Annotated in this window: 13 protein-coding genes and 1 pseudogene; 8 read left to right on the forward strand and 6 right to left on the reverse strand. The window is 66.8% G+C overall.

All coding sequences use genetic code 11. From position 1 onward, the window contains the following. Both AC2YHA_RS06440 and AC2YHA_RS06445 read right to left on the reverse strand, forming a co-directional pair. Positions 1–1,830, reverse strand: coding sequence for a DUF8034 domain-containing protein (locus AC2YHA_RS06440; RefSeq protein WP_487400807.1), 1,830 nt, complete (start codon positions 1,828–1,830; stop codon positions 1–3). Next, positions 1,830–3,170, reverse strand: a complete 1,341-nt coding sequence (locus AC2YHA_RS06445) for an MFS transporter (RefSeq protein ID WP_487400808.1) — start codon at positions 3,168–3,170, stop codon at positions 1,830–1,832. The genes AC2YHA_RS06440 and AC2YHA_RS06445 overlap by 1 nt, the downstream gene beginning before the upstream one ends. Before the next feature lie 292 nt (positions 3,171–3,462). Here AC2YHA_RS06445 and AC2YHA_RS06450 point away from each other — a divergent pair, with 292 nt between their 5' ends. After that, positions 3,463–6,246 (forward strand): TonB-dependent receptor, encoded by a 2,784-nt coding sequence (locus AC2YHA_RS06450; RefSeq protein WP_487400809.1) that lies wholly within the window; start codon positions 3,463–3,465, stop codon positions 6,244–6,246. A gap of 160 nt (positions 6,247–6,406) precedes the next feature. On the opposite strand, the gene AC2YHA_RS06455 is transcribed toward AC2YHA_RS06450, so the two are convergent. Then, complete coding sequence (locus tag AC2YHA_RS06455) at positions 6,407–8,203, reverse strand: IlvD/Edd family dehydratase (protein WP_487400810.1); 1,797 nt, start codon at positions 8,201–8,203, stop codon at positions 6,407–6,409. Positions 8,204–8,227: 24 nt separating this feature from the next. Then, positions 8,228–9,385 carry an aldose epimerase family protein gene (locus AC2YHA_RS06460; protein ID WP_487400811.1) on the reverse strand — a complete coding sequence of 386 codons (1,158 nt, stop codon included), beginning with the start codon at positions 9,383–9,385 and terminating at the stop codon, positions 8,228–8,230. 100 nt (positions 9,386–9,485) lie between these two features. Here AC2YHA_RS06460 and AC2YHA_RS06465 point away from each other — a divergent pair, with 100 nt between their 5' ends. Both AC2YHA_RS06465 and araD1 read left to right on the forward strand, forming a co-directional pair. After that, positions 9,486–10,805, forward strand: a complete 1,320-nt coding sequence (locus AC2YHA_RS06465; protein WP_487400812.1) for a sugar MFS transporter — start codon at positions 9,486–9,488, stop codon at positions 10,803–10,805. Positions 10,806–10,836: 31 nt separating this feature from the next. Continuing rightward, entirely contained in the window at positions 10,837–11,817 is a 981-nt protein-coding gene (gene araD1 / locus AC2YHA_RS06470; RefSeq protein WP_487400813.1) for an AraD1 family protein, read from the forward strand. A 196-nt stretch (positions 11,818–12,013) separates the two neighbouring features. On the opposite strand, the gene AC2YHA_RS06475 is transcribed toward araD1, so the two are convergent. Beyond that, positions 12,014–12,775, reverse strand: a complete 762-nt coding sequence (locus AC2YHA_RS06475) for a FadR/GntR family transcriptional regulator (protein WP_233786328.1) — start codon at positions 12,773–12,775, stop codon at positions 12,014–12,016. Positions 12,776–12,916: 141 nt separating this feature from the next. Here AC2YHA_RS06475 and AC2YHA_RS06480 point away from each other — a divergent pair, with 141 nt between their 5' ends. The 5 genes and pseudogenes from AC2YHA_RS06480 (at position 12,917) to AC2YHA_RS06500 (ending at position 21,823) form a co-directional block, all read left to right on the forward strand. Continuing rightward, a complete protein-coding gene (locus tag AC2YHA_RS06480) occupies positions 12,917–14,467 on the forward strand; it encodes an alpha-N-arabinofuranosidase (RefSeq protein WP_487400814.1) in 1,551 nt (516 codons plus the stop codon). A 19-nt stretch (positions 14,468–14,486) separates the two neighbouring features. Beyond that, the gene (locus tag AC2YHA_RS06485) at positions 14,487–15,503 is read left to right on the forward strand and encodes an arabinan endo-1,5-alpha-L-arabinosidase (protein WP_487400815.1); all 1,017 of its coding nucleotides are present in this window, start codon (positions 14,487–14,489) and stop codon (positions 15,501–15,503) included. A 5-nt stretch (positions 15,504–15,508) separates the two neighbouring features. Further along, positions 15,509–16,540 (forward strand): annotated as a pseudogene (locus AC2YHA_RS06490) (glycoside hydrolase family 43 protein); the annotation flags it as partial. 308 nt (positions 16,541–16,848) lie between these two features. Next, entirely contained in the window at positions 16,849–19,719 is a 2,871-nt protein-coding gene (locus tag AC2YHA_RS06495) for a TonB-dependent receptor (protein ID WP_487400816.1), read from the forward strand. A 97-nt stretch (positions 19,720–19,816) separates the two neighbouring features. Further along, positions 19,817–21,823: an MGH1-like glycoside hydrolase domain-containing protein gene (locus tag AC2YHA_RS06500; RefSeq protein WP_487400817.1), complete on the forward strand. Its 2,007-nt coding sequence runs from the start codon at positions 19,817–19,819 to the stop codon at positions 21,821–21,823. Between the two features lie 218 nt (positions 21,824–22,041). Here AC2YHA_RS06500 and AC2YHA_RS06505 read toward each other — a convergent pair whose 3' ends face one another. Then, positions 22,042–22,908 (reverse strand): FadR/GntR family transcriptional regulator, encoded by an 867-nt coding sequence (locus AC2YHA_RS06505; protein WP_233786324.1) that lies wholly within the window; start codon positions 22,906–22,908, stop codon positions 22,042–22,044. Positions 22,909–23,133: the final 225 nt, after the last annotated feature.

The raw sequence follows: 23,133 nt of genomic DNA on the forward strand, positions 1-23,133 counted from the left end.
TCACGCCCGATCCCACGGAAAGGCGAGCGCCGGACGATTGGCATAGCGTCGCATCGCGATCGCCAGCCGCGCGCCGCATCCCGGCTCCAACCGCAGCGTGAAGGCCGATCCACTCACGTCGATCCGCCGCCCGCCGACGATCACCGCTTCGATCCGGTGCTCGGCGTAGGCGCCGCCCTGCACCGTCACCGTCCTTGCCCGATGCCGGTCGAGATTGACCAGCGTCACTTCGGTAGACGCGTCGCCCAGCGCATGGACCAGCGCCGCCACGCCTTCGGGCACGCCCGCCCGCCGCCGCTCCGGGTCGAAATAGCGCAGCCGGCAATGCAGCGGCACGCCGCCTTGCGGAGGCGAGGTGCGCGACCAGGGCGGGCGCGCGATGTGCAGCCCGCCGGTCATCGTCTGGATCAGACTGGTGACGCTGGCCGGATTGATGTCGATCGGCCAGTCGGCGAGCCGCGTCGCCGGCGTGGTCCGGTCCTGCTCGCGCCGTTTCACTCGCTCGGCGACGCGGGCGAGGTCCGCATTGAGCGCCTCGACCGGATAGCCGGGATTGCGCCCTTCCAGGAAGGCGATCCAGGGATGATCGCCCGCCGCCTCGCGGTCGGCGGCGCTCTGCGTCACGTACCAGATCTCGAAGCCGTTGGTCCGATAGGGTGCCGGCTTCCAGCCGTACCAGCCGTCCGCGCCGTGCATCGTCGGCACCGATAGCGTGCCTCCGACCATCCGAGCGAGACCGTTGAGTCGTGCGTTCTGCCGCCGCCACACCTCGATATAGGCGCCGTCGCCGGTCAGCAGCGTGCCGTTCATGAAGGCGGTGATCGATCGCGGCACCCGATTGCGATCCTCGCGCGCGCCGGTCTGCGGCACCACCGGCGAGAAGCCCCAGCCGTAGACGCCCTTCCACCAGCCCCCGCCTACCGTGCCGTCGAGCGCGACATGGCTCGGCACGATGTCGTTATTGGCCCGCGCCCGCTCCACCCAGGCGTCGAGATAGTCGAGCGCCCAGCGGCGGTAGTGCTCCCCTCCCCCCAGCGCATAGGCGTTGAGCCCCAGCGTCGTCGCCTGGAGGTTGAGCGGATTGTCGCCGATCACGTCGCCGTACTCGGCATAATGGTCGAGCGTCTGCCGATAGCTCGCCTCGCCATGCTCCATGTGGAAGGGCGCGGGATCGAACGGATCGCCCGCCCAGTCGAGCGGCGTCGCCCGGCGCAGCATCGGCCCGCGGCTGCCGTTCAGCAGGCTGCGGATCAGCCGGCGCTCGGGGTCGTAATTGGGTGCGGACGGATCGCGGCCGGTATAGAAATCGGCGTAGCGTCGCGTCCGCTCAATCAGCCGGGCGTCGCGCGGCGAACTCAGTCCCATGCAATTGAAGGTGGTGAGCCCCTCGGCATTGTGCTGCCAGTCCATCTGCACCGGGAACTCGCGGAAATACATGCCGTCCCGCGCGATCGGCACGTCGACCGTCCGCGCCGCGGCATATTGCCTGAGGTGCCCCTCCCAGAAGCGGCGGGTGAGCTCCAGGATGCGATCCGATCCGCCGAGCGCGTGGAGGATCGCCCAGTCGTTGGTCGCCTCGGCCGCGTCGTCGGGCCCGTCGTTCGCGCCCCAGCGCACGAAGACGCGCAGCGCATCGTCGGCATCGACATATTTGGCGTAGAAAGCCTCGCACGCCGCTGCATTCGCGTCGAGCAGGCGGCGCTGGAGCGCGGCCCAGCCGGGCGCCGCCATCGGCGTCGAGACCGTCAGCGTCGGATTGGCCCTCCGCGCCGCCGCCGGCAGCGCCAGCGCCGCGGCGCCGCCCAGGAACGTCCGGCGATCGGTCTTCATCAGGCGAGTTCCAGCCGCCGGATCGGCCCCACGATCACGAGGAAGGCGAAGATGGTGAGCAGGCAATGCGCTCCGACGAACACCAGTGCCAGGTCGAACGACCCGGTCGCGGCGACGATGTAGCCGACCACGATCGGCGTGACGATGCCGGCCATGTTGCCGAACATGTTGAACACCCCGCCCGATAGTCCGGCGAGCTGCCGCGGCGCGACATCGGCCATCACCGCCCAGCCGAGCGAGGCGATCCCCTTGCCGAAGAAGGCGACCGCCATCAGCGTCACCACCAGCCACTCGGCCTCGACCCAGACGCAGGCGATGATCAGCGTCGCCAGGATCATGCCGACCACCAGCGGCGCCTTGCGCGCGAGGTCGAGCGAACCGGTGCGCTTGAGGATCAGGTCGGACGCATAGCCGCCCGCCAGCCCGCCGACGAACCCACACAGCGCCGGCGCCGCCGCGGCGAACCCCGCCTGCATGATGTTCAACCCGCGTTCCTTGACCAGGTAGATCGGGAACCAGGTGACGAAGAAATAGGTCAGCACGTTGATGCAATATTGACCGAGGTAGATGCCCAGCATCATCCGGCTGGCGAGCAGTTGGCGGACATTGGCCCATTCGAACGACGGCGCGCGCGTCGCGGCCTCGTCCTCCATCCGCACCAGCCCGCCGCCCGCCTCGATCGCGGCGAACTCGGCGGCGTTGATCGCCGGATGCCGCGCGGGGCTGTGGATGAAGCGGACGAAGACCCAGGCGGCGACCAGCCCCAACGCTCCCATCACCCAGAACACCGCGCGCCAGCCGAACGCATGGACCAGCCAGCCCATCAGCGGCGCGAAGGCGACGAGCGAGAAATATTGCGCCGAGTTGAAGATCGCCGACGCGGTACCGCGCTCGGGTGCCGGGAACCAGGCGGCGACCAGCCGCGCGTTGCCAGGAAAGGACGGCGCCTCCGCCAGCCCCACCAGGAAACGCAGGGCGAACAGCATCGCCACCGCAGAAATGCCGGGGATCAGCCCGGCAAGCCCCTGGCTCGCGGTGAACAGCGACCAGATCGCGATCGCGCCGGCATAGATGCGCTTGGTCCCGAACCGATCGAGCAGCGCCCCGCCAGGGATCTGCGCCAGCGCATAGGCCCAGGCGAAGGCTGACAGGATATAGCCGGTCGCCACCGGCGACAGGCCGAGCTCGGCCGAGGCCGCGCTCCCCGCGATCGAGAAAGTCGCACGATCGGCATAGTTGATCGAGGTGATGATGAAGATCAGCGCGATGATCCAGTAGCGCACGCGGGTCGGGCGCGCCGTCACGGTCTGATCGGCCTCTATTCCTGCCTCGCTGGTCACGCCGCTCTCCCTGTCGCCGCTGCGCCCGTCTCCCGGGGCGCTGCGTCTGGTTCAGTAGCCCCGATGCTAGGCGTCCGGCGAAGCGCGGTCCAAGTCCAAAACGGGGATGATCGAGCCACGGCTTGGCATGATCGCGGCACCTGCCGTCTCGGTGCCGCCTCGTTCGGTGCGCGTCGTGCATCGATCGATGCCGTAATCAGGTTGGCCATCGCCGCCGCCCCAGCGCTAACCACCCTCGACGCCAAGCGGCTCTGCACGAAGCCGCGACCATACAGAGAGGGGATTCGGCTGCATGATCGCCATTCGTCGCATCAAGCCCATATTGGCGGCCTCGACCGCGCTGGTCGCATTCGCAGCGCTGCCGGCACAGGCGCAGCAGGCGGAGGATGCCCCACCAGCAGCGATCGATAACGAGCAGCAGGACATCGTCGTCACCGGCTTCCGCGAGAGCCTGAACAGCGCCCTCAGCATCAAGCGCACCTCGACCGGGACGATCGATGCGATCAAGGCCGAGGACGTCGCCGAGTTCCCCGACCTCAACCTGGCGGAATCGCTTCAGCGCATTCCCGGCGTCGCGATCAGCCGCGTCAACGGCGAGGGCCGCAACATCTCCGTCCGCGGCCTCGGACCCGAATACACCCGCGTCCGCATCAACGGGATGGAGGCGATTGGCACGACCGGCGGCACCGACAATTCGGGCGGCGTCAACCGCGGCCGCGGCTTCGACTTCAACATCTTCTCGTCCGACCTGTTCAACAGCCTCGCCGTCCGCAAGACCGCGAGCGCGGACGTCGAGGAAGGATCGCTCGGCGCGACGGTCGACCTCCAGACCGCCCGCCCCTTCGACTTCAAGAAGCCGACCGTCTCGCTGTCGGCGCAGGCGAGCTACAACGACCTGCGCGAGAAGGTGACGCCGCGCTTCTCCGGACTCGTCTCGACCTCCACCGCCGACGGCCGCTTCGGCGTGCTGCTGTCGGTTGCCTATGAGGAGCGCGCGCTCAAGGAAGAGGGCGCCAACATCACGCGCTGGACCTATGGCGGCTTCAACGGCGGGTTCAACGCCGCCTCGACGCTGCCGGGCTATACGATCGCTCAGATCAACAACAGCGACCCCGCGACCGCGCTCTACCACCCCCGTATCCCGGGCCTGGTCAGCTACGACATCTTCCAGAAGCGCCTCGGCGCTGCGGGATCGATCCAGTTCCAGCCGACCGACCGGACGCTGATCTCGATCGACGCGCTCTATTCGCGCCTCGACGGCACCCGCAAGGAAGCGCAGTTCCAGGCGATCAGCTTCAGCCGCGGCGGCTCCGGCAAGCCGCAGACGATCATCCGCGACGGCGTGGTCGAGGGCAACAACATCGTCAGCGGCACCTTCGACAACGTCGATCTGCGCACCCAGTCGCGCTACGACGAGCTCGAGACCGATTTCTACCAGGTCACCGCGACGCTCGACCAGAAGTTCGGCGAGAATTTCAAGGTCGGCGCGGTGGTGGGCTACGCCGATTCGTCGTTCAGCAACCCCGTCCAGACCACCGTCACGATGGACGCGGCGAACACCTCGAACTTCTTCTACGATTTCTCCAGCCGCTTCCCGGTGATCAAGCCGGGCGTCGACGTGACCAACCCCGGGACCTTCGCCTTCACCAACGGCACGTCGGAGGTCCGCATCCGGCCGCAGACGGTCGACAACCGCTTCACCAACGCCAAGGCCTTCGCCGAATGGACGGTGAGCCCGCTCGCCAAGCTCAAGGCCGGCGTCGACTGGCGCAAGTTCGAATACAGCTCGACCGAACGCCGCCGCCTCCAGGGCGAGACGGTGGTCCAGACGCTGACCCCGGCACAGCTCGCCGCGGCAACAACGGTGTTCTCGGGCTTCGGCAAAGGGCTCGATGTGCCTGCGGGGACGATCACATCCTGGGCCGTGCCCGATCTCGCCAAGTTCGCCGCGCTCTACGGCATCTATTCCAACCCGCTCTATGCGACCGGCGGCGTCGAGAACGCCTCGGCGCGCGGTTCCTACATCACCGTCGAGGAGAAGGATCTCGGCGTCTGGGGCATGGCGGAATTCAATTTCGCCGATGCCGGCCTGCCTATCCGCGGCGACGTCGGCGTGCGCTACGTCAACACCGACCAGGTCTCGACCGGCTATGCCAGCCAGGGCGGCACCTTCAACCTGGTGACCGCCGACCGCAGCTACCATCGCTGGCTGCCGTCGGTGAATCTGGTCGTGGACGTGACCGACAAGCTGCTCGTCCGCTTCGGCACGGCCAAGACGCTGGCGCGCGCCGGCATCGCGTCGATCACGCCGGGCGGCAACCTCAGCGTGTCGGGCGGCAACCGCACCTTCAGCCGCGGCAACCCGGACCTGATGCCGACCAGTTCGACCAACTACGACGTGTCGATCGAATGGTATCCGATGCGCGGCGCGATCTATGCGGTGTCGGGTTTCCAGAAGGACATCGGCACATTCGTCCAGACGCTGTCGGACGACGTGCCCTTCCGCGACCTCGGCCTCCCCGATTCGCTGCTCGACGGGACGACGGCCAGGCCGACCGACAGCTTCATCGTCAGCCAGCCGGTCAACTCGAACGGCGGCCGCCTGCGCGGGTTCGAGGTCAACGTGCAGCAGCCGCTGAGCTTCCTGCCGGGCATCCTCTCGAACTTCGGCATTCTCGCCAACTATACCTATGTCGACTCGAACATCGAATATCTGACCAATTCGGCCGGCACCGACTCCGTTCGTGCGTCGCTCATCGGCCTGTCGAAGCACGCCGCCAACGGCACGCTCTATTTCGAGACCAAGAAATTCTCGATCCGCGGCTCGGTCGCCTACCGGTCAAAGTATCTGACGGCAGTGCCGGGGACCGAGGGCAACAGCTACAACGGCACCAACTCGACCACCAACGTCGATGCGCAGATGTCGTACAACGTGACCGACCGCCTGAAGCTGAGCCTGGAAGCCATCAATCTCACCGACCAGGTCAACGACCAGTTCGTGGACGCATCCAACCGCCTCAACGTCCTGACGCACAGCGGCCGCCAGTTCTTCCTCGGCGCGCGCTACGCCTTCTGAGTCCCTCCTCCCAGGACGGATGACCTCGGCTGCCTTGCGGTGGCCGGGGTCCTTTTTATGGAATCGTGCTCCTGCGAAGGCAGGAGCCCTGGATCGCCGGGGATCGCTTGCGGTCAAGGCTCCTGCCTTCGCAGGAGCACTTACGCTGCTTCAGACAGACTCAGTGATTGTCGCGCGGCAATCCTAGCGTCTGGGCGATGCGCTGGTATTTTTCCGCGCCTTCCAGGATCGCACCGGAGCTCATCTGCCCGACTAGCGCGCGCTGGATCTCCTGCCAGGGCGTCTGCGACGGCGGATAGGAATAGCCGCCGGCCTCCTCGAATGCGCGACGCCGCTCCGCCAGTTCTGCGTTGGGAATCAGCACGTCGCAGGTGCCGCGGCGCAGGTCGATGCGGACGCGGTCGCCGGTCCTCAGCAGCGCGAGCCCGCCGCCGACGGCGGCCTCCGGGGAAGCGTTGAGGATCGACGGCGATCCTGACGTTCCCGACTGGCGTCCGTCGCCGATGCAGGGGAGCGCATGGATGCCCTCGCGGATCAGATAGGCGGGAGGGCGCATGTTGACGACCTCGGCCGCGCCCGGATAGCCGACCGGCCCCGCGCCGCGCATGAACAGCAGGGTATCGGGGGTGATGTCGAGCGCGGGATCGTCGATCCGCGCGTGATAATCCTCCGGTCCGTCGAAGACGACGGCGGGGCCCTCGAACGCATCGGGATCGTCGGGGTTGGAGAGATAACGTTCGCGGAACTCGGGCCCGATCACGCTGGTCTTCATGACCGCCGCGTCGAAGAGATTGCCCTTGAGCACGATGAAGCCCGCGTCCTCGACCAGCGGCGCCTCGAACGGGCGGATGACCCGTTCGTCCTCGATCGCCGCGCCGCGACAATTGTCGCCCATGGTGCGACCGTTCACCGTCATCGCGCCTTCGTGGATCAACCCATGGCGGATCAGCTGGCCGACCACCGCGGGCACGCCGCCCGCGCGGTAATAATCCTCGCCCAGATACTCGCCCGCGGGCTGGAGATTGACCAGCAGCGGCACCTTGTGCCCCCGCTCCTGCCAGGTCTCGATCGGCAGGTCGACGCCGACGTGCCGCGCGATCGCAGCGAGATGGATCGGCGCGTTGGTCGAGCCGCCGATCGCCGAATTGACGACAATCGCGTTCTCGAATGCCTCGCGGGTCAGGATGTCGGAGGGTTTCAGATCCTCGTGAACCATCGCGACGATGCGCTTCCCCGTCCGCCACGCAACCTCCTGACGGTCGCGATAGGGCGCCGGGATCGCCGCCGATCCGGGCAGCATCATGCCCAGCGCCTCGGCGAGGCTGTTCATCGTCGTCGCCGTGCCCATCGTGTTGCAATAGCCGGTCGACGGCGCCGACGAGGCGACGAGCGCGATGAAGCCTTCGTCATCGATCTCACCTGCAGCAAGCATCTGCCGCGCCTTCCACACGATCGTGCCGGAGCCGGTCCGCTCGCCCTTGTGCCAGCCGTTGAGCATCGGCCCGACCGACAGCGCGATGGCGGGAATGTTGACGGTCGCCGCCGCCATCAGCAGCGCCGGCGTCGTCTTGTCGCAGCCGGTGGTCAGCACGACGCCGTCGAGCGGATAGCCGTAGAGCGCCTCGACCAGCCCCAGATAGGTAAGATTGCGGTCGAGCCCGGCCGTCGGGCGCTTGCCCGTCTCCTGGATCGGATGGACGGGGAATTCGATCGCGATGCCGCCCGCCTCGCGGATGCCCTCCCGCACCCGCTCGGCCAGGACGAGATGATGGCGGTTGCAGGGCGAGAGGTCGCTGCCGGTCTGGGCAATGCCGATGATGGGCTTGCCCGAGCGCAGCTCCTCCAGGCTGAGGCCATAATTGAGATACCGCTCCAGATAGAGCGACGTCATGTCGATGTTGGCAGGATTGTCGAACCACGCGCGGCTGCGCAGTTTCGGGGTTGGCGTATCGGCCATGATGTCGATCGGTTCTCTCTAAGCTCAGCGTGCGACTGACACGCGGTAGATCATACGGTGGCGATAGGGCTTGCCGGGCGCGACGCGCGCCGAACCGAAGGCGGGCTGGTTGGGCGTGTCTGGAAAGACCTGCGGCTCGAGCGCGATGCCGTCGCCCATACGGTAGAGATGCCCGCCCTTGCCGATGAGCGTGCCGTCCAGGAAATTCCCGGTATAGACCTGGATGCCGGGCTGGTCCGACAGCACCTCCAGCACGCGGCCCGAGGCGGGGTCCTCGATCCGGGCGGCGAGCTTGGGCTCGGCCGTCTTGCCTGCGTCGAGCACGAAATTATGGTCGTAGCCGCGTCCAATCACGATCTGCGGATCGCAGCCATCGCGAATGCCGTCCTCGATGACGCGGCCCTGGGTGAAGTCGAAGACCGTGCCGGCGACGGGCTTCAGCTCGCCGGTCGGGATCAGCGCAGCGTTGACGGGGGTGTAGCGGCTGGCCGGGATCGTCATCCGGTGCTGGAGGATGCCGGCAGGCGCCCCCTCTCCGGCCATGTTGAAGAGTGCGTGATTGGTAAGGTTGACGACGGTCGGCGCATCGCTCTTCGCGTCATAGTCGATCGTCAGGCTGCCCTTGTCGTCGAGCGTGAAGGTGGTCGTCACCTCCAGCTTGCCGGGATAGCCCTGATCGCCCGCCGGGCTGGTCAGCGCCATCGTCACGCTCGCCTCGGGCCCATTTTTCACCGCGACGATCCGCCACACCCGCTTGTCGAAGCCGATCGTGCCGCCGTGAAGCGAGTTGGCCTTGTCGTTCTGGGTCAGCTGATAGCTTTTGCCGTCGAGCGTGAAGCGGCCGCCGGCGATCCGGTTCGCATAGCGCCCGATCGTCTGGCCCCAATAATTGGGGTGGTCGATATAGCTCTGGAGATCATCATAGCCGAGCGTCACGTCGACGCTCTTGCCGTCGCGGCCGGGCGCGTTCAGCGCCTGCAGCGTCGCGCCATAGGTGATGATGCGCGCCGAAACGCCATTCGTCCCGGTGAGCGTCACCGCCTCGATCACTGTTCCGTCCGCGAGCTTGCCGAAGGCGGAACGCTCGGCGGTGGCGGCATGGGCGCTGGTCGAGGCGAGCAGCGCCGCCGCGAGCGGCACGACGCCGAACAGCCCGACTGTCGCGGTTTTGAACGATGCCATCATCCCCTCCCGATTGACCTGCCCGTTCTCTAGTTTAAACTCAGACAAATTGTAAAGGAGAGTCCGCGCCGTCCGGGCGGACACACGGGAGGGGTATTCCATGCCTGCCGCATTCGGTTCCAACAACGCGCTCCCCGGCGCGGCGTCTACCGGCGCCGTCTATAGCGGGGCACTGAGACTGCTCGCCAGCCTGTTCTTCATCTGGGGCTTCATCACAGTCATCAACAACACGTTGCTGCCGCACCTGCGCAGCGTGTTCGACCTCGACTACACCCAGACGACGCTGATCGAGAGCGTGTGGTTCATCGCCTATTTCGTCGCCTCGATCCCCTCGGCCAAGCTGATCGAACGAATCGGCTACAAGAAGTCGATGGTGATCGGCCTGATCATCATGGCGGCCGGTGCGCTGGGGATGATCCCCGCAGCGCGCATCCCGTCCTATGAAGTGACACTCGTGGCGCTGTTCGTGATCGCGAGCGGAATCACGCTGCTCCAGGTCGCCGCCAACCCTTACGTCGCCGTGGTCGGACCGCCGGAGACCGCATCGTCGCGGCTCAACCTGGTGCAGGCGTTCAACTCGCTCGGCACCACACTGGCGCCGCTGTTCGGCGGCTATCTGATCCTCGGCCGCTCGACCTCGGGCACCACCACGGATCCCGGCAAGCTGACCGCCGCCGAGCGGCTCGCCGACGCACAGGCCGTTCAGCTTCCCTATCTCATCGTCGCGGCGGTGCTGGTGGTGCTGGCTATCGTGATCGCGCGCTACCGCCTGCCCGATATGGGCGCGGAGACCCGTCGCGTCTCGGCAGAGGAGCGCAAGGGCCATTCGCTGTGGCGCCATCGCAATCTGGTGTTCGGCGTGCCGGCGATCTTCATCTACCTGATCGCCGAGATCGGCGTCGCCAACCTGTTCATTAACTTCGTCAGTCAGCCCGACATCGGCAACCTCACCCACGAACGCGCGTCGCATTACCTGTTCCTGCTGTGGGGCGGGATGATGGTCGGCCGGTTCGTCGGCAGCTTCCTCATGCGCCGCGTGCCGGGTGAGCGCGTGCTCGCCTGGTTCGCGATCGGCGCCTTCGTCACGATGGTGGTGACGACCTTCGCGCATGGTCCGGTCGCGATGTGGTCGCTGATTCTGGTCGGGCTGTTCCACTCCATTATGTTCCCGACCATCTTCACGCTCGGCATCCGCGGCCTTGGTCCGCTGACCGAAGAAGGCTCCGGCCTGTTGATCATGGCGATCGCCGGGGGGGCACTGGTGATCGTGCAGGGCTGGCTCGCCGACCGTTACGGGCTCCAGACCTCGTTCCTGCTGACCGCGGCGTGCGAGCTCTATGTCCTGTTCTACGCTGTCTGGGGATCGAAGCCGGTCGTCTCGGGCGGGGAGCAGCCGATCGAAGACCAGCAGCTCAGCTGATACGCCGCGCGCGACCACCAGGAGTTAGTTCATGACGATTTCGTTGATTCAGTACCGCACCACCGACGGCTCGCGCGGCGTGGCGGCGATCCGCGACGGCGGAGCGCCGGCCGTGGTGCCGGGTGCGGGCTCGACGCTCGACCTCGCGCGCCGGGCGCTTGCCGAGGGCACGACGCTCGCCGCGCTGGTCGGGGCCGCGGGCGAAGGACCGGCGCTCGACCTCGCGTCGGTCGAGCTCCTCGCGCCGATCGACCATCAGGACCCCGCCCATCTGCTGCTGACCGGCACCGGCCTCACCCATCTCGGCTCGGCCGAGGGGCGCGACAAGATGCACCGGGCGATGACCGACGCGGCGCAGCAGACCGATTCGATGAAGATGTTCCTGATGGGCGTCGAGGGCGGAAAGCCCGAGAGCGGCCCTGGCGTCCAGCCCGAATGGTTCTACAAGGGCGACGGTTCGCAGCTGGTCGCGCCGGACGCACCGCTGCCCTCCCCCGCCTTCGCGCTCGATGCGGGCGAGGAGCCGGAGATCGCCGGCATCTACCTGATCGCCGACGACGGCACGCCGGTCCGCCTCGGCTATGCGCTCGCCAACGAATTCTCCGACCATGTCACCGAGCGCGGCAATTACCTGTGGCTGGCGCATTCGAAGATCCGGCCCGCGGCGCTGGGCCCCGAACTGCTGCTCGGCGACCTGCCGCCGCATGTCGAGGGGACGAGCCGCATCGTCCGGAACGGCGAGACGATCTGGGAAAAGCCGTTCGTCTCCGGCGAGGCGAACATGTCGCACAGCCTCGCCAACCTCGAGCACCATCATTTCAAATACGACCTGTTTCGCCGGCCCGGCGACGTCCATGTCCATTTCTTCGGCACGGCGACGCTTTCGTTCAGCGACGAGGTGCGGACCCAGACCGGCGACGTGTTCGAGATCGCCGCCGCGCCCTTTTCGTTGCCGGTGCGCAACCCGATCGGACAGGCTGCCGCGGTGACGGTCGCGGTGCGGGCGCTGTAACGCGTGTCGGCGGCGACAAGTCGGACAATTAGGATCGATCTACGGCCCCCGCTACTTATCTCAGCCCCTCCCCTTCAGGGGAGGGGTTGGGGGTGGGGCAGTGCGGCAGGCCCTATCGCTTGAGGCCAGACCCCACCCCAACCCCTCCCCTGAAGGGGAGGGGCTTGAATCATGGCCGTCGAATGACGCGACGCGGTCAGCGGGCCATCGAGGTCCGCGTATCCTCAAGCGCGAGATCAACCAGCACCCGCATCGCGTCCCGCGCGGCGTCGGCGTCCTGCGCCGCGATCGCGTCGTACACGCGCGCATGATCCGGGATCGGGTTGCGCGGCAGCTCGCGCAGGCGCTGCTTGAACTGCGTCGTCCAGTTGACCGCGGCGCCGATGCTCGCGGACAGGGCAACGAGCGTCTCGTTGTGCGTCGCGCGCAGGATCGCATGGTGGAAGTCCCGGTCGGCGGCACGCCCCTGCTCGGTCGCGAGCGTGTGGCGCCGCATCGCGGCGAGCGCATCCTTCATCGCCTTGAGCTCGGCACGGTCGCGGCGCGTGGCAGCCAGCGCCGCACAGGCGGGCTCGACGATCGCGCGCAGCTCGAACAGCGAGCGGACATAGTGGATGTCGGGCTCGCCGGTGAAGGCCCAGGCGAGGACGTCGGGATCGAGCAGGTTCCAACGCTCGCGCGGGAGCACGCGCGTGCCCGCCTTGGGCCGGCTCTCGACCAGTCCCTTGGCGACCAGCACCCGCACCGCCTCGCGATAGGCGCTGCGCGACACGTCGAGCGCCTCGGAGAAGGCGATCTCACCCGACAGCGTGTCGCCCGGCGCATAGACCCCGGAGACGATGTCGATCCCGAGCTTGTGCGCGATCGCACCGTGCAGCCGCCGCCCCGTCCCGCGCGGCTGGCGTCCGTTGGCGGTTTCGCGCTCCGACGCCCCGTTCGGGCGCGCTTGATCCGTCATCGCCATCCTCCCGAGCTGACTCTTATCAACGTGACCGCCGACTTCAAACGACGATTGCGTTTTGGAGAAGAATATGTCTGAGTATAAAGAATGTCCATGGCGGTGGTGCCGCACGGATCACGGCGAAACAGGGAGGATGCGATGAAGCTTCGGGTCATGACGGCGTTCGGCATATTGGCGGCGGCGGTTGCTGTTCCGGGCGCGGCGCCCGCGCAGACGCAGGCCACCGCGGTGGTCCGCGCCGACACGCCCGGGCCCGTCTACGATCGCCGCATCTTCACCCAGTTCGCCGAGCATCTCGGCAAGGGCATCTACGACGGCCTGTGGGTCGGGCCCGATTCACCGATCCCCAACACGCGCGGCTTCCGCAACGACGTGATCGCGGCGCTCAAGCAGCTCGGCGTCCCGGTGATCCGCTGGCCGGGCGGCTGCTTCGCCGACGAATATCATTGGCGCGAAGGCATCGGGCCGAAGACGAAGCGCCCGGTCAAGATCAACACCCATTGGGGCGGCGTCACCGAGCCCAACACGGTCGGCACCCACGAGTTCATGGACCTGGTCGAGCAGGTCGGCGCCGAGCCCTATGTCTCGGGCAACGTCGGCAACGGCAGCCCGCAGGAAATGGCCGAGTGGGTCGAATATATGACCGCACCGGCCGGCAGCCTCGCCGACGAGCGCGCTGCCAACGGCCATAAGGCCCCCTGGGCGCTCCCCTATTTCGGGATCGGCAACGAGCTGTGGGGCTGCGGCGGCAACATGCGCGCCGAATACGCCGCCGACGTGACGCGCCGCTACGCGACCTTCGTCAAGGCGCCGGCGGGTACGCGCATCCTCAAGATCGCCTCGGGCGCGAACGTCGATGACTATAAGTGGACCGAGACGATGATCCGCGAGGCGAAGGGCCAGGTCGATGGCCTCTCGCTCCACTATTACACCGTGCCGGGCAGCTGGCCGCCGCGCGCCAACTCCAGCGACTTTGGCGAGGACGGCTGGGCGGAGACGATGAGCCTGGCGCTGCGGATGGACGAGCTCGTCACCAAACATTCGGCGATCATGGACAAGTACGATCCCCAGAAGCGCATCTTCCTCGCCGTCGACGAATGGGGCACCTGGTACGCGTCCGATCCGGGCACCAATCCGGGCTTCCTGCGCCAGCACAATACATTGCGCGACGCGCTGGTCGCCGCCGTCCACCTCAACATCTTCGCCAAGCACGCCGACCGCGTGAAGATGAGCGCGATCGCGCAGATGGTGAACGTGCTGCAGGCGATGATCCTGACCGACGGGGCGAAGATCGCGCTCACGCCGACCTATCAGGTCTTCATGATGTACAAGCCGTACATGGACGCCACCGTCCTGCCGATCACGGTCGAGGCGCCGGCCTATACGCGAGGCCAATGGTCGATGCCCTCGGTCAGCGCTTCGGCAGTGCGCGACAAGGCGGGTGTCGTCCACGTCGCGCTCGCCAACCTCGATCCCAACAAGACGGCGACGGTCACGACGACGCTCACCGGCCTCTCCGCGCGGACGGTGAGCGGGCAGGTGCTAACCGCGCCGACGATGACCGCGACCAACGGTTATGGCGTCGCTCCCACCGTCGCACCGGTGCGGTTCACCGGCGCCAAGCTGGCCGGGGGCAAGCTGACGGCGACGCTGCCGGCGAAATCGGTCGTCATGCTCGAGCTGCGCTGACGGGCATCGGGGCGTGGCCGTGCAACCGAGGATCGTGGCGGCTACCCTCGCTCTCCTGCTCGCCACGGCGGCAGGGGCGCAGGGTGGCCCGGCCACGCTCAACGATCGGCTGACGGGCGACCTCGTCCCGACGCACGATCCGGTGCTGATCCGCGAAGGCGACACCTATTACGTGTTCAGCACCGGCGGCGATGGCGGCCGCTTCATCCGCTCGCGCACGTCGACGGATCTCGTGCACTGGACCGCCGGCCGGCCGCTGATCGACCGCATCCCCGATTGGGCGCTGAAGGCGGTTCCGGGCGCCAAGGACATGTGGGCGCCCGATATCTCCCATGTGAACGGCCGCTACCGCCTCTATTATTCGGTCTCCACCTTCGGTTCGAACCGGTCGGCGATCGGGCTGTTCACCAGCTCGACGCTCGATCCCGCCGCACCCGGCTACGGCTGGCGTGACGAGGGGCTGGTGGTAATGTCGACCGAGAAGGACGACTTCAACGCGATCGACCCCAATTTCGTCATCGACCGCGAGGGGCGCCACTGGCTGGCGCTCGGCAGCTTCTGGTCGGGGATCAAGCTCTTCGCGCTCGATCCCAAGACCGGCAAGCTGCTCCACCCCGGCGAAAAGCCCCATTCGCTCGCGCGCCGCCCGGCCCCCGCCGGGGCGCCCGACCCGGTCGAGGCGCCGTTCATCATCACGCACGGCGGCTATTACTGGCTGATCGCCAGCTACGATTATTGCTGCAAGGGCGTGAACAGCACCTATTACACCGTCGTCGGCCGCTCGAAGGCAATCACCGGCCCCTATCTGGGCAAAGACGGCAGCGCGATGATGAATGGCGGCGGCACGATCCTGCTGCGCGCCGACCTGCCCGAGAAGCAGCGCTTCCGCGGCCCCGGCCATGCCGGCGTAATGCACGACCGCGGCACCGACTATCTCGTCTACCACGCCTATGATCGCGAGAACAAAGGCGCCCCCACGCTCCGGATCGCCCCGATCCGCTGGGGCGCGGACGGCTGGCCGCAAGCTGAGGACTGATTCCCATGAACCTGCTTTCCCGTCGCACCTTCGTCGCCGGCGCCGCGGCCGCGAGCGCTGCCCCGCTCCTTGCGAAGCAGACGGCGGCACCGACGATCGTCAATCCGGTGGTGCGGCAGCGCGCCGACGCGCAGGTGTTCCGCCACACCGACGGCTGGTATTACATGACCGGATCGGTCCCCGAGTACGACCGCCTGGTGCTGCGCCGCTCGCGGACGCTCGCGGGGCTCGCCACGGCCAAGGAGGCGGTGCTGTGGCGCCATCTCGACAGCGGGCCGATGTCGGGCTTCATCTGGGCGCCCGAGCTGCACCTCATCGACGGGCGCTGGATCATGTACTTCGCCGCGGGCCCCAGCGGCGGCGGCGAGGACGTGTTCCGCATCCGCACCTATGCGATCGCCTGCGACGGCGCGGACCCGATGACCGGAACATGGTCGGTGCTGGGTCAGCTCCAGACGCCGTGGGACAGCTTCAACCTCGATTCGACCAGCTTCGTCCACCGGGGCACGCGCTACCTCGCCTGGGCGCAGCGCGAGCCGGGGATCGACACCAATTCGAACCTCTACATCGCTCCGCTCGCGACGCCGCTCACGCTGGCGGCGAAGCCGGCGCGCCTGTCGGTGCCGACGCTCGACTGGGAGGTCCAGGGCTTCAAGGTCAACGAAGCCCCCGCGCTGCTCGCGCGCAACGGCCGGCTGTTCATGACCTATTCGGCGAGCGCGACCGATGCGCGCTACTGCATGGGGCTGCTCACCGCGCGGGACGACGCCGACATCATGGATCCCGCCGCCTGGACCAAGTCGCAGGTCCCGGTGTTCAAAACCTCGCCGGAGCACAAGATATTCGGCCCCGGCCACAACAGCTTCACCGTCGACGAGCGCGGTCGCGACATGCTGGTCTACCACGCGCGCGACTATGAGAAGATCGTGGGCGACCCGCTGTTCGATCCCAACCGCCACACGCGGATCCAGCCGATCCGCTACCGCCCGGACGGGACGCCGGATTTCGGCCTGCCGGTCGCCAACGGGCCGCTGCCGCGCGCGTAGCGGAGCGGATTACGGGAATCCGTCACCCTATCGTCACCCCGGACTTGTTCCGGCGCATCCATCGGAAACCATGAGCCGCAGTTCCTTGCGGGGCGGTGGATGCCGGAACAAGTCCGGCATGACGATACGGATTATTGTAATCGTTATAGTCCGACAACCGATCGCTGGCCGTTCGTAGCAAAAGGGCGTCAAAACGCGCGTTCCCTCTTGCGGCAGCTCACGACTCGACATAGGATAATGTATGAGTAATGAGCGCCCCGAGAAGCGCTCTGGCAACCATCCAAGGGAGGGGAGAACACATGGCACTCAAGCCTCGCAATCTCGCATCGGTATCCATTCTGGCGCTGCTCGTCGCAGGCCCGGCCTATGCCCAGGCTCAGCCAAGCGACGCCGGAGCGGCACAGGATCAGGCCGCCGACGGCACCGCGGCCGATGACACCGGTGACCCCCAGCAGCAGGATATCGTCGTCACCGGCGTGCGCGCCTCGATCGTCGGCGCGCTCAACCGCCGCCGCGACTCCACGCAGATCGTCGATGCGGTGGTGGCCGAGGACGTCGGCAAACTGCCCGACAATAACGTCGTCGAGGCGCTTCAGCGCATCACCGGCGTTCAGGTGACCGACCGCGCGAGCGGCGAGGCGGCGGGCATCCAGATCCGCGGCCTTCCCGATGCGCTGACCACGCTCAACGGCCGCAACATCTTCACCGCGGCCGGCCAGTCCTTCTCGCTCCAGGACGTCTCGGCGAACCTCATCAAGCGCGTCGACGTCTTCAAGACGCGTTCGGCGGACCAGATCGAGACCGGCCTCGCCGGCCAGGTCGACGTGGTGACGCGGCGGCCATTCGACTTCGATGGTTTCGCCCTCTCCGCCCTGGCGCGCGGCATCTACGACCAGGAAGCCGACAAGGTGAACCCGAATGCCGCGCTGCTCGTCAGCAACCGCTGGGAGACCGGTATCGGCGACATCGGCATCCTGGTGAACGGCAGCTACACGCGCAGCAAATACCGGACGATGTCGACGACGGCGGGCGCGCTGGTGCCGTTCGCGACCGAGACCCCTGCCGCCGGCACCGGGCTGACGCCGCTGCAGCGCATTTTCCCCGCAGGCCGGAACCCGGTCACGGGCGACTATGTCGTGGCGCCGGGATTGGGCGAATGGGACGTGGGGCTCGACCGCGGATTGCCGACCGAGGCCGGGTCGACAATGGTGGTGAACGGCGTCACCACCCCCTATTATCTCTCGCGCGACGCGGTGTTCAGCTCCGACCTGTACGGCAAGCGCGAGCGCCCATCCGCCAACATCGCGCTGCAATGGGCCCCGAACTCGAGCTCGGTCTATACCGCCGAAGCCTTCTACGCGGGCTTCCGCGGCGAGACGTTCAACAGCCTCCAGTTCAGCTTCGTCGATTTCTGGGCGAACCCGCAGTCGCCGACGCTTTACGACGGCACCAACATCGTCAAGTCGCGCGTCGCGAACAGCGTCTACGGTTTCAACAGCGGCGACTATACCCGGAACAAGACCGACAGCTTCGTCTATGCGCTGAACGGCAAGTGGGACCTCGGCCATCGCGGCAACATCGTCGCCGACGTCGCTTATCAGACTAGCACCTACAACACCTCGTTCATCGCGATGCGCACCGATCGGGTGGCGAACCAGATCACGGCGGACTTCAACGCCGGCGGCGGCATCCCGTCCTATCATTTCGATGACGATTCCCTGCTGACCGATCCCTCGGTCTGGAACGTCGCGCAGCTCTACGACAATGCGTCGCGCGACAAGGGCAGCGCGATCACCTTCACGCTCGACGGCAACTACACCTGGGATTCGGGCTTCCTCCGCCAGATCAAGGCCGGCTTCCGCTTCGACGACCGCAAAGCGTCGAACGCGGTGCGCACGCAGGACGCCGGCGTGCTGGGCCGTCCGCTGTCGAGCCTGCCGGAGGGCGCGACCTTCACCAACTCGGACTTCTTCGACGGCCGGGCCGACGTTCCGAGCAGCTGGGTGCTGGCGAACGGCTATTGGCTCTATGACAATGCCGACCAGGTCCGCGGGCTGTACGGCCTGAAGACATCCGACCAGCTTTCGCTGACCAAGACCTTCGACGTCGACGAGATCACGCTCGCCGCCTACATTCAGGCCGATGCGGAGGTGTCGATCTTCGGCCGCCCGCTGAAGCTCCAGGGGGGCGTGCGCTATGTCACCGTCGATACCGACGCGCACTTCTTCGATCGCTACAACAACGGCGCCGAATCCTCGTCCTCGCCGGGGTCGCAGCGTTTCCTGCCGAGCTTCACGGCACGTTATGAAATCACCGACAACCTGCGCATCCGCGCCAACTATGGCGAAACGCTGCGCCGGCCGAACTTCGGCGACATCAACCCGAATTATGCGCTGACGGGCGACCTCACCAACGTGGGCTACGGCAGCGGCACCGCCGGCACCGCAAACCTGCGGCCCACCCATTCGAAGAACTACGACGTGGCGGTGGAATGGTACTTCGACCGCGACAGCGCCATCACCGTGACGGGCTTCCGGCGCGAGATCGACGGGCTGGTGGTTCCGGTCACCCAGCTCGAATATATCCCGAACAACGGCATCGTCGCGGGTGCGACCGATTATTTCGCGATCACCCGGCCGCTCAATGCATCGAACGGCGTGCTGAAGGGCGTGGAAATCGGCGTCACCTACTTCCCGCATTATCTGCCGAGCTTCCTCGACGGACTAGGTGTTCAGGGCAGCGTGACGGTGCTCGATTCGTCGCAAAACATCCCGCGCTACGACAATGGCGGCAACCTGATCGCGCAGGACCGTTCGTCCTTCTTCGGGGTCTCCGACCTCTCGTACAATGCGACGCTCGCCTATGATCACGGCCCGATCGGCGCGCGGCTGTCGTACGTCTACCGCAAGGAGTTCCTGGCCCGGAACGAGGCACGGCTGTTCGCCAATCCGATCGGCGTGTGGCGCCGTCCGGAACGGAGCCTCGATTTCCAGCTGACCGCCAAGCTCACCGACAGGCTGGGTCTGACCTTCGACGCGGTGAACCTGACGCGATCCAAGCAGCAGGAATATTACCGCTTCGCCGACGTCGGCAACGCCGATCAGTTCAACCTGGGCACCGTGCTGATCCCGCGGACCTTCGCGGTCGGGGTGCGCTACAGCTTCAACTGATCTGCCGCTAAGGCACGATAGCCTGCCCGCGCATTTCGGAGGACCGATGATCCCAAGACGTTCCGGTCCTCCGATCGCGACGGGGCTTGGCGCGGCGGTGCGTCGGCACCTCCGAGCCGGCCTGCTGGCCGCGGCATTGCTTACGGCGACAGCGCCGTCGGCAGCGGCGAGCAACGCCGAAGCGACACTGGCCGCCCGGTTCGGCAACGACGCCGAATGGTATCGGAACCGGATCCCGCTGTTCGAGTCCTCGGACCCGACGCTGGATGCGGTCTATTATTATCGCTGGCAGATCGTCCGCGCGCACCAGCGCGACATCGGCGCGCAGGGCTATATCACCACCGAGTTCCTCGACGACGTGTCGTGGCAGCGCGAGCCCTATGCCAGCCTCAATGACGCGACGGGCTTTCACCTCGGCGAGCTCAGGTGGATGCGCGACCGCCGGTTCGCCGCGGACTATGTCGACTATATGTACCGGGGCGGGAACGACCGCCATTTCTCCGACTATATGGCCGACGCGGTCTGGAGCCGCTACCTCGTCGACGGCGACCGCGCCGAGGCGCTGCGTCACCTGAGTGCCATGCGGCTGCTGTTCGGCGCCTGGGACGATCATCTCGATTTCACCAAGGGCCTCTACTGGATCGAGCCGCTGCTCGACGCGACCGAATACACCATATCGTCGATCGACGCTTCGGGCGGCAAGGACGGCTTCCGCGGCGGCGACGCGTTTCGGCCGTCGATCAACGCCTATATGTTCGCCAACGCCCGGGCGCTGTCGCAGCTGTCGATGCTCGCCGGCGACGAGGCCGCCGCGGCCGACTATGCGGCGCGCGCCGAGGCCATCAAGGCCCATGTCCAGCGCGATCTGTGGAACCCGGCGTTCGAGCACTTCATCGACCGCTACAAAGTGTCCAACGACCACGTCCGCTACTGGGAGCCGATCCGCGGACGCGAGCTCGTCGGCTATGTGCCATGGTCGTTCGACCTGCCGGACGACGATCGTCGCTATGCCGCGGCGTGGCGCCACCTGCTCGATCCCGATCGGCTGGCGGGCCCGGCGGGGCTGCGCACGGTCGAGCCGAGCTATCCCCATTACATGCGCCAGTTCCGTTACGAGGGCACCGCGCCCGAGTGCCAGTGGAACGGCCCGGTCTGGCCCTTCCAGACGACGCAGGTCCTCGCCGGCATGATCAACCTGCTGGACCATTACAAGCAGTCGACGGTGACGCGGAACGACTTCCTGCGGCTGCTGCGGCAATATGCCAGGCTTCACTATCAGGGCGACCGCCTCGACCTCGAGGAGGATTATGATCCCGCGACCGGCAAGCCGATCGTCGGACTGGCGCGGAGCCATCATTATTTCCATTCGGGCTTCATCGACCTGATGATGACGGGCCTGGTCGGCATCCGCCCACGCGCCGACGACATGCTCGAGGTCAATCCGCTGATCCCCGCATCCGGCACGGATGGGCTGTCATGGTTCCGGGCCGAGGGCATCCCCTATCACGGCCGCACGCTGTCGGTGACCTGGGATGCGGACGGACGCCACTACGGCCGCGGCGCGGGGCTTCGGGTCGAGGCGGACGGCAAGGAAGTCGCGCGACGCGCGGACCTTGGACGGATCGTCGTCCCTCTCGCGCGAGTGGCCCCCTCCCCCATCGCGCGCCCGATCGACCGCGCCGTCCAGCTTGTCCGCGGCACCTTTCCCCGGCCGAGCGCCTCCAGCAATCCCGATCCGGAGGCGCTTCACGACGCGATCGACGGCCGGGTCTGGTTCTTCCCAGAGATGGCGAACGGCTGGACCTCCGCCGCGGACGACAAAAACCCATGGTTCGCGGTGGAGTTCGAACAACCGGTCGCGCTGTCGCGGGCGGAACTCGCCTTCTTCGCCGACGGCCGCAAGATCGCCGCGCCGGCCGACGTTCGCCTGCAAAGCTGGGACGCGCAGGCCAACCGATGGGTTGACGTCGCCCGAACGACGGCCGTGGCGCCGAACGGCATCACGCACGTCCGATGGCGCGAAGTGCGGACCTCCCGGATTCGGGTGGCCTCCACCTCCGCGAACGGCCACCCGGTGCGCCTGGTCGAGCTGAAGCTGTTCTGAAAGCGACGGCGCCGGGAACGATCGACATTTGAGGAAAAGACTGACCTCTCAACCCTCCTCACCGTCACCCCGGACTTGTTCCGGGGTCCACCGGTAGGCAAGGACTGAACAAGAGGTTTGAAAGCAGCCCGCGAGGCTCAGTTGACCCCGGAACAAGTCCGGGGTGACGGTTGGAAACCGGGCTACGGAAGACCTGCAACCTCAAATGTCGATCCGTCCTAAGCCTCAGACGCCTCCGCTTGCGGCAGCGGCACCTCTCCCACCGCGGCGCCGAAATTGATCATGTCCGACATGAGCAGGGCAGCGCGTTCGGTCTCGCGCCGCGCGATCGTCTTGAGCAGGTCCTCATGCCGGTTCACCGCCTCGGTCCGCAGCGAGGCATCCTCCAGCGGCAGCAGGAGCGTGGCGCAGACGAGCGCCGTCTCGATGACGGCGGCGAACGACCCCAGGACGAAATTCCCCGACGCCGCCGCGACCGCGCGGTGGAACCGCAGATCCGCCTGCGCGAACAGATGCCGGTCCCCCACCGCCTCGCGCATCAGCCGCACGCTCTCGGCCATCTCCGCCATGTCCGCGTGCGTCGCCCGCTCGGCAGCCAGCCGCGCGGCGAACGGCTCGACCGCGAGACGCGCTTCCCGCAACGTCTGCAGCAGCGCCGCATCGAGCCCGGTGTCGATCTTCCATGCCAGGACATCGGAATCGAAAAAGTTCCAGCTGTGGCGATCCCGGACGACCGTGCCGATTCGGGTCTTGGACTTCACCATCCCCTTGGCTTCGAGGATTTTCAGAGCCTCGCGCAGGACGGTCCTGGAAACCGAGAAACGGGCGAGAATATCCTCCTCGGCAGGCAGCTTCTGCCCCGGCGCGATCGTGCCCCTCAGGATGTCCATGCCAATCGCCCGGGCGACCTGCCCCGCAGCGGATCCGATGACGCCGCTCGATCCCCGCGCGGCCATGATGTCGGCGGTCGCGATGGCCGTATGCTTCCCGGCAGCGGTATCGTGGCGATCGTCGGCATCCGGCCCGGGCTGCCCCGTTTCGACGCTCCGCCGTTCGCTACTCCTGCCGGGCAGTCGATCGCGCAAAAGAAATCCCCCTTAAACCGAGCTGGCTTGGACGAGAGGTAAGCGGATATTGTCCGACACTCAAGGAGTTGGGCCTAGGTACCGCCACGAGAGATAAAGCCGCTGTTCAAATCCGGTGTTGACCCCGCACCGGCCATAATCGACCTGACGCCCTCCCCTGCTCGCTCATCATGCATTGCCATATGCACCGGCGCCCCTTAACGGCGAATGCGAATCAATCGCAAT

Source organism: Sphingomonas sp. SRI_018, from assembly GCF_057586275.1.

Coding starts and splice junctions, on each gene's coding strand:
- AC2YHA_RS06455 (WP_487400810.1), bottom strand. CDS start 8,203: ATGGCCGATACGCCAACCCCGAAACTGCGCAGCCGCGCGTGGTTCGAC.
- AC2YHA_RS06495 (WP_487400816.1), top strand. CDS start 16,849: ATGGCACTCAAGCCTCGCAATCTCGCATCGGTATCCATTCTGGCGCTG.
- AC2YHA_RS06475 (WP_233786328.1), bottom strand. CDS start 12,775: ATGACGGATCAAGCGCGCCCGAACGGGGCGTCGGAGCGCGAAACCGCC.
- AC2YHA_RS06440 (WP_487400807.1), bottom strand. CDS start 1,830: ATGAAGACCGATCGCCGGACGTTCCTGGGCGGCGCCGCGGCGCTGGCG.
- AC2YHA_RS06460 (WP_487400811.1), bottom strand. CDS start 9,385: ATGGCATCGTTCAAAACCGCGACAGTCGGGCTGTTCGGCGTCGTGCCG.
- AC2YHA_RS06465 (WP_487400812.1), top strand. CDS start 9,486: ATGCCTGCCGCATTCGGTTCCAACAACGCGCTCCCCGGCGCGGCGTCT.
- araD1 (WP_487400813.1), top strand. CDS start 10,837: ATGACGATTTCGTTGATTCAGTACCGCACCACCGACGGCTCGCGCGGC.
- AC2YHA_RS06450 (WP_487400809.1), top strand. CDS start 3,463: ATGATCGCCATTCGTCGCATCAAGCCCATATTGGCGGCCTCGACCGCG.
- AC2YHA_RS06480 (WP_487400814.1), top strand. CDS start 12,917: ATGAAGCTTCGGGTCATGACGGCGTTCGGCATATTGGCGGCGGCGGTT.